13 protein-coding genes are annotated in these 11489 nt (G+C 38.2%); 10 read left to right on the top strand and 3 right to left on the bottom strand.

What is annotated here, in order from left to right:
• The first annotated feature begins 49 nt into the window (after positions 1 to 49).
• The 9 genes from mreC to msbA all read left to right on the top strand — a co-directional run bounded on the left by mreC (position 50) and on the right by msbA (position 8522).
• Positions 50 to 1084 (top strand): rod shape-determining protein MreC, encoded by a 1035-nt coding sequence (gene mreC, locus ACWIW0_RS10650; protein ID WP_454447080.1) that lies wholly within the window; start codon positions 50 to 52, stop codon positions 1082 to 1084.
• On the top strand, positions 1081 to 1569 hold the full coding sequence (gene mreD, locus ACWIW0_RS10645; protein ID WP_454443369.1) for a rod shape-determining protein MreD: 489 nt from the start codon (positions 1081 to 1083) through the stop codon (positions 1567 to 1569). The genes mreC and mreD overlap by 4 nt, the downstream gene beginning before the upstream one ends.
• The gene (locus tag ACWIW0_RS10640) at positions 1569 to 2909 is read left to right on the top strand and encodes a replication-associated recombination protein A (RefSeq protein WP_454453290.1); all 1341 of its coding nucleotides are present in this window, start codon (positions 1569 to 1571) and stop codon (positions 2907 to 2909) included. Before mreD ends, ACWIW0_RS10640 begins: the two co-directional genes overlap by 1 nt.
• 65 nt (positions 2910 to 2974) lie before the next feature.
• On the top strand, positions 2975 to 4903 hold the full coding sequence (locus tag ACWIW0_RS10635; RefSeq protein WP_454453289.1) for an ATP-dependent DNA helicase: 1929 nt from the start codon (positions 2975 to 2977) through the stop codon (positions 4901 to 4903).
• A gap of 88 nt (positions 4904 to 4991) precedes the next feature.
• Positions 4992 to 5276, top strand: coding sequence for a type II toxin-antitoxin system RelB/DinJ family antitoxin (locus ACWIW0_RS10630; protein ID WP_454453288.1), 285 nt, complete (start codon positions 4992 to 4994; stop codon positions 5274 to 5276).
• Positions 5266 to 5538 carry a type II toxin-antitoxin system YafQ family toxin gene (locus tag ACWIW0_RS10625; protein ID WP_454453287.1) on the top strand — a complete coding sequence of 91 codons (273 nt, stop codon included), beginning with the start codon at positions 5266 to 5268 and terminating at the stop codon, positions 5536 to 5538. The genes ACWIW0_RS10630 and ACWIW0_RS10625 overlap by 11 nt, the downstream gene beginning before the upstream one ends.
• Before the next feature lie 33 nt (positions 5539 to 5571).
• On the top strand, positions 5572 to 5946 hold the full coding sequence (locus ACWIW0_RS10620) for a CidA/LrgA family protein (protein WP_454447077.1): 375 nt from the start codon (positions 5572 to 5574) through the stop codon (positions 5944 to 5946).
• Positions 5939 to 6637 (top strand): LrgB family protein, encoded by a 699-nt coding sequence (locus ACWIW0_RS10615; RefSeq protein ID WP_454453286.1) that lies wholly within the window; start codon positions 5939 to 5941, stop codon positions 6635 to 6637. The genes ACWIW0_RS10620 and ACWIW0_RS10615 overlap by 8 nt, the downstream gene beginning before the upstream one ends.
• Positions 6638 to 6743: 106 nt before the next feature.
• Positions 6744 to 8522: a lipid A ABC transporter ATP-binding protein/permease MsbA gene (msbA, locus tag ACWIW0_RS10610; protein ID WP_454453285.1), complete on the top strand. Its 1779-nt coding sequence runs from the start codon at positions 6744 to 6746 to the stop codon at positions 8520 to 8522.
• A 19-nt stretch (positions 8523 to 8541) separates the two neighbouring features.
• Here the strand turns inward: msbA and ACWIW0_RS10605 are convergent, their stop codons facing one another.
• From ACWIW0_RS10605 to ACWIW0_RS10595, 3 genes are read right to left on the bottom strand one after another with little or no spacing between them, the layout of a single operon-like run.
• A complete protein-coding gene (locus ACWIW0_RS10605; RefSeq protein WP_454453284.1) occupies positions 8542 to 8721 on the bottom strand; it encodes a YoaH family protein in 180 nt (59 codons plus the stop codon).
• An 8-nt stretch (positions 8722 to 8729) separates the two neighbouring features.
• Positions 8730 to 9461, bottom strand: coding sequence for a tRNA pseudouridine(65) synthase TruC (truC, locus tag ACWIW0_RS10600; protein WP_454453283.1), 732 nt, complete (start codon positions 9459 to 9461; stop codon positions 8730 to 8732).
• A gap of 3 nt (positions 9462 to 9464) precedes the next feature.
• The gene (locus tag ACWIW0_RS10595) at positions 9465 to 9776 is read right to left on the bottom strand and encodes a YqcC family protein (protein WP_454453282.1); all 312 of its coding nucleotides are present in this window, start codon (positions 9774 to 9776) and stop codon (positions 9465 to 9467) included.
• 105 nt (positions 9777 to 9881) lie between these two features.
• Here ACWIW0_RS10595 and trpCF point away from each other — a divergent pair, with 105 nt between their 5' ends.
• Positions 9882 to 11291 carry a bifunctional indole-3-glycerol-phosphate synthase TrpC/phosphoribosylanthranilate isomerase TrpF gene (gene trpCF / locus ACWIW0_RS10590; protein ID WP_454453281.1) on the top strand — a complete coding sequence of 470 codons (1410 nt, stop codon included), beginning with the start codon at positions 9882 to 9884 and terminating at the stop codon, positions 11289 to 11291.
• Positions 11292 to 11489 lie beyond the last annotated feature (198 nt).

Genomic DNA, 11489 nt, shown 5'->3' with positions numbered 1-11489 from the left:
CTTCATTTAGAATATAGCCCTTTTTATAGTATGAGCCTATAGTTATAGTATGAAACCCATTTTTTCCAAAGCTCCCCCACTTGGTGTTCGCCTATTTATTGCGGTATCACTTTCTATTATTTGTATTTTTTTAGATGGGCGAAGTTCAGCAATTATTCAGGTCAGAAATGTTTTAGAAACTGCAGTGAGCGGTTTATATTACTTCGCCAATAGTCCTCGTTTAGTTCTTGATGGCGTGAGTAATAATTTTATTGATAGCCAGCGTCTGAAGTTAGAAAACCAAGTATTGAGAGAACAAGTTCGTGAAAAGAATGCAGATTTATTATTACTTGATCAATTAAAAGTAGAAAACCAACGACTACGTCTATTATTAAGTTCTCCTCTTCGACAAGATGAATATAAAAAAGTAGCTGAAGTATTAACAGCGGAAATGGATGCTTATCGCCAGCAAGTTATTGTTAATCAAGGTAAAGCTGACGGTGCATTTGTAGGACAGCCGATTATAGATGAGAAAGGTGTTGTTGGACAGGTTATTTCGGTTGGGGAGAAAAGTAGCCGAGTATTGTTATTGACAGATGTAACTCACTCTGTTCCCGTACAAGTTTTACGCAATGATGTACGGGGGATCGCCAGTGGAACAGGGCATAATGATGAACTTATCTTAGATCATCTACCGAGAACAGTCGATATTATCAAAGGTGATGTATTAGTTACCTCTGGTTTAGGTGGTAATTTCCCAGAAGGTTATCCTGTGGCAGTCGTTGAAACCGTAGTAAATGATGGTTCTAGCCATTTTGCACGAGTAACAGCTCGCCCTTTAGCGTCATTAGAACGTTTACGTTATTTATTATTACTATGGCCAACTAGTGAAGAGCTTCGCACTCAAACGATTTCACCACAAGATGTGAGAAATGCCGTAGAAGAAAGACGTAAAAGTTTAAATCCGCTAGATCGTTTAAAATCAAGCCAAAAAGAGAAGGTGCAAGATACTGAGCCAACAACAGAAGAGCATTTAGAAGAAACGCCAGTTCCTGATGCAGAAAACGATGTCAATGGTGGTGCAGAAGAAGGAATAGAACAATGAGGCAAAATGCTATTTTTCAATTATTAGTATTGGTATTTATTTTTATGATTTCTTTTGTCCTTGAAATTATGCCTTGGCCAGCAGGTTTCCAAGGGCTGCGTCCCGCTTGGATTGCTCTTGTACTCATTTACTGGGCATTAGCTTTACCAGATAAAATAAGCGTCGGCACCGCATTTATTGCAGGTATTATTTGGGACGTTATTTTAGGTTCTATTTTAGGTATGCACGCTTTAGTGTTATCTATTGCAATCTATTTTGTGGCGAAATATCACCTTATTTTGCGTAATTTATCACTATGGTTACAAAGCCTATTAGTGATGGTTTATATCGCCTTAATCCGATTTGTTATTTTTTTTGTTGAATTTGTTTTACACAGTGCAGATTTCAATGTGCAAGAGTTATTAGGTGCGGTCATAAGCGGTGTGTTATGGCCTTGGATTTTCCTGTTGATGCGCCAAATTCGTCGGGGATTACATTTACGTTAATGAATAGTTTAGCTTTGGATTTTTCAGCAGATTTTAGACCGCTTTCTGCCCGAATGCGTCCACGCAACTTGAATGAATACGTTGGTCAATCACATTTGATTGCTCAAGGTAAGCCATTACGCAGAGCTATTGAAGCAGGGCATAGCCACTCAATAATTTTTTGGGGACCTCCAGGTACAGGCAAGACCACATTAGCTGAAATTATTGCCAATGCGTTAGATGCTGATGTCGAACGGATATCAGCGGTTACCAGTGGTATTAAAGAGATTCGAGATGCGATAGATAAAGCAAAATTAAATCAACAAACAGGACGAAGAACACTACTGTTTGTCGATGAAGTTCATCGTTTCAACAAAAGCCAACAAGATGCTTTTTTACCCCATATTGAAGATGGCACTATTATTTTTATCGGGGCAACGACCGAAAATCCCTCTTTTGAACTCAATAACGCCCTAATTTCTAGGGTACGTATCTATATTCTAAAACCTTTACAAGCAACAGACATTATCCAACTTCTGCAAAATGCGATTATTGATAAAGAGCGTGGTTTGGGTAATGAAAAATTGATTTTACAAGATGATGTTTTGCAACTCCTCGCGAATTACGTCAATGGTGATGGACGTTTTGCCTTAAATTGTTTGGAATTGATGTGCGATATGGCAGAGCAACTACCCCAAGGAAAATTGCTAGATAAAAATTTACTTACTGAAGTATTAGGTGAACGACAAGCTCGTTTTGATAAAGGTGGGGATCGATTTTATGATCTCATTTCAGCATTACATAAATCGGTGCGAGGCTCATCGCCTGATGGAGCATTATATTGGTATGCTCGCATATTAACGGCTGGTGGTGATCCGCTTTATGTTGCACGCCGTTTATTAGCAATCGCATCGGAAGATATCGGTAATGCAGATCCAAGAGCAATGCAAGTTGCCCTTGCAGCGTGGGACTGCTACACAAGAGTAGGGGCTTATGAAGGGGAAAGAGCCATTGCTCAAGCGGTTATTTATCTTGCAGTTGCACCAAAAAGTAATGCAGTATATACCGCATTTAATGAAGCGAAACGTATTGCTAAAGAAGAAACGGATTATGATGTTCCAGAGCATTTACGCAATGCACCAACTAAGTTAATGAAATCGTTAGGTTATGGCGATGAATATCGATATGCTCATAATGAACCGAATGCCTATGCCGCTGGTGAAAACTATTTCCCTGAACCTTTAAAAGAAACCCAGTTCTATTTCCCAACAGAACGGGGAATGGAAAAACAGATTAAAGAAAAATTAGCTTGGCTTAAAGCTTTAGATGAACAGAGCCTTAAGAAACGTTATTCACTTTAAGCGGTAAGATATATTAGATTCTTTGCAAAAAATTGATAGTAATTCACCGCTTCAACTCTAATTAAATGAAATATCAAGAAAAAATCAACGATGCTTTTAGCCCCAATGGGCGTTTAAGTAGTAATATTCAAGGTTTTCGTCCACGTCAGGCACAGTTGGAAATGGCACAAGCGGTGGGAAGAGCCGTAAAATTTGCAAGTAGTGCTGTTATTGAAGCGGGAACGGGTACAGGGAAGACCTTCGCTTATCTCGTGCCAGCTTTGCTATCAGGTAAAAAAACCATTGTTTCAACTGGTTCTAAAAATCTACAAGATCAACTATTTAGCCGAGATCTGCCTACGATCCAAAAAGCCTTGAATTACACAGGTAAAGTGGCTTTATTAAAAGGGCGAGCGAATTATTTATGTTTGGAACGGCTAGATCAGCTGATTGCAATGGGCGTATTAGGCGATAAATCGGTCTTAAATGATTTATCCAAAGTCAGAAAGTGGCATAGCTCAACAAAAACAGGCGATCTCAGCGAATGTATCACAATCGCAGAAGATAGCCCTATCTTACCGCAATTAGTGAGTACCACAGAAAGTTGTTTAGGATCAGATTGCCCAAATTATAAAGAGTGTTATGTGGTACAAGCACGAAAAAGGGCGATGGAAGCCGACATCGTGGTGGTTAATCATCATCTTTTCTGTGCGGATATGGCAGTCAAAGAAAATGGATTTGGCGAGCTTATTCCCGATGCGGAATTAGTCATTTTTGATGAAGCTCATCAACTGCCCGATATTGCCAGTCAGTATTTTGGTCAATCGCTTACTTCTCGTCAGCTTTTTGATATTTGCAAAGATTGTAACATTGTCTATCGTTCAGAATTAAAAGATCTCGCTCAACTCGGTAAAGCATCGGATCATTTGCAAAAAGTGGTACAAGATTTCCGCTTACTGCTTGGCGATGGCTCACTCAGGGGGAATTTACGAGAGTTGCTGAACAATCCCAAAGTGGTTGAAGGGCTAAACAAGCTGAATGAAAATCTGGATTTTTTAAGTGAAGTGGTTAAAAAATCACTAGGACGTTCCGAAACTTTAGATAAAATTTTTGAACGTTTAGCGGAAGTCAAAGTTTTGCTAAAAAAATTGAGCGATACTACGGTGGTTGGCTACTGCTATTGGTATGAAGCGAATGGACGTTATTTTGGTTTACACATTACCCCATTAACGGTATCGGATAAGTTTGGTGAGCAGATGAAAAGCCAAAAGGCTGCTTGGGTTTTCACTTCCGCAACCTTAGAAGTCGGTGGTAAATTTGAGCATTTTTGCCAACGCTTAGGAATTGAAAATGCCGAGCAAATGGTATTACAAAGCCCTTTTGATTATGCAAAACAGTCATTACTTTGTGTGCCACGTTATTTACCTGATACCAACAAATCCCACACATTAACGATATTAGGGCAACTACTTAAACCTGTTATTGAAGCGAATAATGGCCGCTGTTTTCTGCTGTGTACCTCTTATTTTATGATGCGTGGTTTAGCTGATTTCCTGCGGGAGCATAGCCAGTTGAGCGTATTGTTACAAGGTGAAACCAGTAAAAGTCGTCTGCTTGAGAAATTTATTGCTGAGCCAAATAGCGTATTGGTGGCAACCCAAAGTTTTTGGGAAGGGATTGATGTACGAGGCGATGCTCTCTCTTTGGTGATTATTGATAAACTGCCATTTACCGCACCCGATGAGCCATTGCTGAAAGCCAGAATGGAAGATTGTAAGTTACAAGGTGGCGATCCATTTAATGATATTCAGATTCCTGAAGCCGTTATTACCTTAAAGCAAGGTGTTGGGCGGCTCATTCGAGATGTTACAGACAAAGGAGCAGTAATTATCTGCGACTCTCGCTTAGTAATGCGTCATTATGGGGCAACTTTTTTAAAAAGCCTTCCCCCATCAACACGCACCAGAGATTTAAACAAAGTGATCAAATTTCTCAAGACAAGCGGTAAGATTTAAAGTGAAGCAATAGCAATTTACCTTGAAAATTCTATGCTTTGTTTTACAATGTAATGCAAATGTCTTACATAAAGAAAAGGAAAATAAAATGACATCATACACATTTCGTTTAGATGCAGAATTAAAGCAACAAGCTTTTTCCGTATTTGAAAGCTATGGACTAAATCCTGCTCAAGCAATTAAAATGTTTTTGCAACAAGTCGTTGCAACAAACTCCATTCCTGTTCAGTTAAATTATCAGCCAAATAAAAAAACAATTCAGGCAATGCAAGAAGCATTGAATGGTGAGATTGAAACATATCAAATTAATTCTACGGAAGAGATGCTTGAATTGATGAAGCAATTTTCAAATGAGGAAACTAATGGAAATTAGTTTTACCAAAGAGTATAAGCGTGATTTGAAAAAATTAGCTAATCACCCTGAAGTATTGCTTGGTGCAGAAATGGTTGAAGTTATGCATTGTCTTTTTAATGGATTGATGTTGCCTGAAAAATATAGAGATCACCCCTTATCTGGAAATTGGCAAGGTTTTCGTGATTGCCATATTAAAAATGATTTAGTATTAATCTATCGAAAAACAGATAAAGGTATTATTTTTACTCGATTGAACACTCATTCTGAGGTATTTGGTTAATTTAATTACCGAATGTTATAAACGGGAAGCAAAATGTTAATTAAATCACTACGTTTTATTGTGGCATTAGCATTACTTTTTTTGATGCTATTGCTAGGACAATGGCTGAATATTCTTTTACCGATAGGCATTCCAGAAAGCATTTGGGGGCTATTATTACTCTTTAGTTTATTAGTCTTAAAAATCATCAAAATTCAATGGATTGCTCCCGCATCTCGCCCTTTAACTCGCTATATGACACTCTTCTTCCTACCAATTTGCTCTGGAATCATTGAGCAAATAGATATACTTAATCAGTATCTCCAAGCCTTAATTATTGCGAATTTTTTAAGTACTGTTGGGTGTTTAATTATTATCGGCTATTTAGCACAATGGTTGTTTAATCAAACGGAGCAACAAGATGAATGATTTATCTATTTATGCTTATAGCTTACTCACTATTCTGTTATTTATTATCGGCTTAAAAGCAAGCAAAAAGCTGAAATCATCAATTTTAAATCCTTTTATTCTCTCTTTATTACTGATTGTTGGTGTGTTAGTGATTTTTAACATTCCTTTTAAGCAGTATTATCAAGGTAATTTACCAATTAACCAGCTACTTGGTGTATCAGTTGTCGCATTAGCCGTTCCTTTCTATGAACAGCTCCCCCAACTTATTAAACACTGGAGAAAAATTGCTATTTTAGCATTGGCATCTACCTTATTCACAATGATAACAGGCGTAGTATTTGCCTTAGCATTAGGGGCAAGCCAAGATATTTTGCTTGCGTTATTACCTAAATCAGTTACCACCGCGATTGCGGTTTCAATCACTAAAGAGATGGGTGGAAACCCTGCATTGAGTGCTGTTGCGGTTTCAATTGCTGGTATTACAGGCTCAGCTTTTGGTATTGCTATTCTAAAATGGGTAAAAGTAACAAATACCCGAGCAATTGGTTTAAGTATGGGAGCGGTTTCCCACGCATTAGGCACTGCAAGATCAATGGAATACAGCATAAAAGCAGGCAGCTATGCCTCTGTTGCATTGGTACTTTGTGGTATTCTTTCATCTATTTTTGCCCCGATTGTATTTCAGTTTGTGTTGAAGTGTTTTTATTGATTTGCAAAACTTTTAACCAATCTTACCGCTTGTTGATCGAAAACTTGGTAGAAATCTAAATACCCTTTAAAATAGCAACGTATTTATATGGAATAAAAGAGAAATTATGTCTAAACAATCCTTCTCGATCGATGAGATGACTCAAGATCAATCAACTTGGCAAACCTTTAAACGCTTGTGGCCGATGATTTCGCCATTTAAGTTAGGTATTTTAGTGGCGATGGTCGCAATGGTACTTAATGCGGCGGCAGATGCTTATTTAATCACAATGCTAAAACCTTTAATTGATGAAGGGTTTGGTGGACAGGCTGATCGCAATTTTTTAAAAGTGATGGCGTTTATTGTGGTTGGGCTAATTTTTGCTCGTGGTTTAACTAGCTTTGTATCAAGTTACTGTTTGGCTTGGGTGTCAGGCAAAGTGGTAATGACAATGCGTCAGCGTGTGTTTAAACATTTGATGTTTATGCCTGTAACTTTCTTTGATCAAAATTCATCAGGTAAATTATTATCTCGTATTACTTATGATTCAGAGCAGATTGCAAGTTCATCAGCGAGTGCTTTGCAAAGTGTGGTTCGAGAAGGGGTATATATTCTCTTTTTAGTGATGACAATGTTTTATTATAGTTGGCGTCTTTCATTAGTCCTGTTTATTATTGGACCGTTAATCGCCATTTTGATCCGCATTGTCTCTAAGCGATTTAGAACGCTTAGCCGAAATATGCAAGAATCAATGGGAAGTATGACAGAAAGTGCTGAACAGATGTTAAGGGGACATAAAGTTGTACTTTCTTTTGGTGGGCAGAAAGTAGAAGAAGAACGTTTTAATCACACCAGTAATGATATGCGTCGTAAGGGAATGAAAATGATGGCTGCAACAGCAATTTCTGACCCTATTATTCAGGTTATCGCCTCATTAGCTTTGGCGGTTGTACTATTTGTTGCTGGTTCACCTGAAATTATGGGAGATAGTTTAACAGCAGGGGAGTTTGCAGCGGTAATTGGTGCATTGATGGGGATCTTACGTCCATTAAAAACCTTAACCAATGTTAATGCACAGTTCCAACGAGGAATGGCTGCTTGCCAAACGTTATTTACACTGTTTGATTTACCCACAGAAAGAGATAATGGCACTTACCAAGTTAAGCGAGCAAAAGGTGATATTCGTTTTGAAAATGTAACTTTTACCTATTATGGTAAAGAGCAACCCGCACTAAAAAATATCTCTTTCGCTCTCCCAGCAGGGAAAACATTGGCATTAGTGGGGCGTTCGGGGTCTGGTAAATCGACCATTGCAAATTTAATTACTCGTTTTTACGATATTGATGCAGGGAATATTTATTTAGATAACCAACCGATTCAACATTACACCTTAAATAATTTGCGAGAACAGTGTGCGATAGTTTCTCAACAAGTTCACCTTTTTAACGATACGATTGCCAATAACATCGCTTATGCGGCAAAGGATAAATATAGTCGAGCAGAGATTGAACAAGCCGCTAAAGCAGCTTATGCAATGGAATTTATTGAAAAAATGCCACAAGGTTTGGATACAATTATTGGTGAAAATGGGGTGAATTTATCAGGTGGACAACGCCAACGTTTAGCTATTGCTCGGGCGTTATTAAGAGATTCACCAGTATTAGTTCTCGATGAAGCCACATCTGCGTTAGATACGGAATCTGAGCGTGCTATTCAAGCTGCATTAGATGAGCTACAAAAAGATCGTACCGTTCTTGTCATTGCTCACCGTTTATCTACAATTGAAAAAGCAGATGAGATTTTAGTCGTTGATCACGGACAAATTATTGAACGTGGAACACACAGTGAGCTACTTGCTCAAAGTGGTGCTTATAAACAACTCCATAGCTTACAGTTTGGAGAATAGTCGGAGGGATCCTAATTATCTATTGCGTAGATAAAAGACTTTTTCCACTCGCTTGGTTGTTTCTATGATGTTCTCTTAATTGTTGTGCCACGATGGAAATCGCTTCGCCACTGCTGATACCTTGTTGCATCAGTTGTTGAATTTGCTCGACTGCCTGTTGTTGCTGCTCGTGACTTAAACTGAGTAATGTATTATCCATATTGGTTCCTAAATTTTAAAAAAGTGATCAAAATTCCACTCAAATTGAGTGAAAAGCTGTTGCCATTGTGTATCAAGCGGTGCATTTATCTCAATTTTTTGCAAAGTTCTTGGGTGAATAAATTGCAATAAGTTCGCGTGTAGAAATAATCTGTCGCAACCTGTATTGGCGGTTAAAGCTCTGTTTTGGTGTAAATCACCATAATTCGAATCGCCCATAATCGGGTGGAACAAATGTTTCAGATGGCGGCGAAGTTGATGTTTTCTGCCTGTTTGTGGAAAAAGTTGTACAAGGCTATAACGAGCTGTTTGAAATTTCCCAGCTGGGTAGGGCATTTCTACTTGAGCTAAGTGCTGGTAGTCGGTAATCGCATTTTGAGCTTCTTTCTCTTGTGAAAATTTATCCGCAATTTTATCCAACTGCACTTTCAGGGGATAATCTATTCGCCCTTCACCTTGTAGATAACCTCGTACCACTGCCAAATAGCTTTTCTGCATTTGGTGTTGCTCAAATAATTCACTCATAATACGAGCCATTTCACTGTTTAATGAAAATAATAAAACCCCTGATGTTGGGCGATCTAAACGATGAATAGGGAAAACGTGTTGCCCGATTTGATCGCGTAACGTTTGCATTGCAAAAACAGTCTCGTGTTTATCTAGCCAACTTCGATGGACTAACATTCCTGCTGGTTTGTTAATCGCTATCAACTCGTCATCACGATAAATGATCTCTAGCATTGCTTACCCTTTTAATAAATTTTCGAGTTTGGCTAAAGGCTTATGCAATGCCATTAAATAACTTTCATCTTTTAAGGCTTCTTCCAAATAAGGAGTAATCGCAAAATTGCGTGGTAATTCAGCATTGGCATCAAGCAGTGCATTCATTCTTGGAATAAAAATCCATTGTAGCCATTGTGTTGCAGATAATGTATTCACACAAAAAGGGTCAGTACTTGCTAAGGCTTCAGCAGAAGGGGCTACTTCTTCCCATTGATGATGTAAACGCATTGCAATTTGCAGATCATTTAAGTGTTGTCTAATTTGGGTTTTCATTTGTTATCTATCTCTATAAAATATTTCGCTATTTTAAACGATTTTTCGGTATTATGTCGTCATAAACCGCAAACAAACTTATGAAGTTTTTAGATAGGATCTACTATGCAAAATCAACCGACTATTCTGCAAACGATTGTTAAAGATAAGGCTCAATGGGTGGCGGAACAATCTTCACTGTTTCCACTGGCTCAGTTTCAATCTCAAATTACCCCAAGTGATCGTGATTTTTATGCGGCATTTGCAAAACATTCTCACCATCTACCCGCTTATATTTTGGAGTGTAAAAAGGCTTCGCCATCAAAAGGGTTAATTCGTGCAGAATTTGATTTAGATGCGATTGCACAAGTCTATAAGCATTATGCAACAGCAATTTCTGTTTTAACTGATGAAAAGTATTTCCAAGGTGATTTCCACTACATAAACCAAGTTCGTCAGCAAGTTACACAGCCGATTTTATGTAAAGATTTTATGATCTCAACCTATCAAGTTTACCTTGCTCGCTATTACCAAGCAGATGCCATTTTGTTGATGCTCTCTGTGGTTGATGATGAAACCTATCGTGAATTAAGTAATTTAGCTCATTCTTTGGGAATGGGAGTATTAACTGAAACCAGTAATGAACAGGAATTTGAGCGAGCTTTGGCTCTCAAAGCAAAAATTATTGGCGTGAATAATCGTAACCTACACGATCTATCTATTGATATGAACCGCATTGTTGATTTGGTCAAAAAATATCGCACACAAATTCCTGATGATGTCCGCTTAATTAGCGAATCGGGGATCTATTCTCATCAGCAAGTTAAAACGATTCAACCTTATGCTCAAGGTTTTTTAATCGGCAGTAGCCTAATGGGTAATGCTGATCTGAATAATGCGGTAAGAGCGGTGATTTTTGGTGAAAATAAAGTATGTGGGCTAACTCGCCCACAAGATGTCCAAGCAGTCTATCAAAATGGGGCATTATACGGTGGGTTAATTTTTGCAGAAAATTCACCGAGAGCATTGTCATTACGTCAAGCTCAAGAGTTGGTTACTCAAGCACCATTGCGTTTTGTTGGTGTATTTCAAAACCAAGCGGTCGATTTCGTAGAAAAAATTGCAAAACAGCTTGAACTATACGCAGTTCAGCTTCACGGTAGTGAAGATGATGCCTATATTGCCCAACTACATCAAAAATTAAACGGTAAAATTCAAATTTGGAGAGCGTTATCCATTGACACTCACGCAACTGAATTTGCCTTTAGCGATAATCCTTTCGTGACTTGTTATGTGCTAGATAGCAAAACAGCAACTCAACAAGGCGGAACAGGGCAAGTGTTTAATTGGTCGCTTATTCCCGTAGAACTCAAACAAAAAGCACTTTTGGCTGGTGGAATTAACTTGGATAATCTAGAACACGCCTTAGCTCAAGGTTGTTTAGGGGTTGATCTCAATTCAGGTGTTGAGTCTGCTAAAGGTATTAAAGATCATCAAAAAATCCAACAGGTTTTTGAGATGATAGTAACTGGCTAATAACTGCAAAAATCTTGCGATCTAACTGCTTGCTCTCTATGGAGATAAAGATCTCTATAGCGGAGCAAGCTAAATAACCATAAATTTTATTAAGTTTACTCTACTTTTTTCCTTACTTTCCCTCACTCTATTATACGCAAATATCAGTACTATTTTGCGGTATTATGTAGCAGTTGCACAATTCCCCTCGCCCGCTTG

The sequence above is a fragment of the Ursidibacter sp. B-7004-1 genome (assembly GCF_053654055.1).
This window is presented reverse-complemented; position numbering and strand designations above follow the sequence as displayed.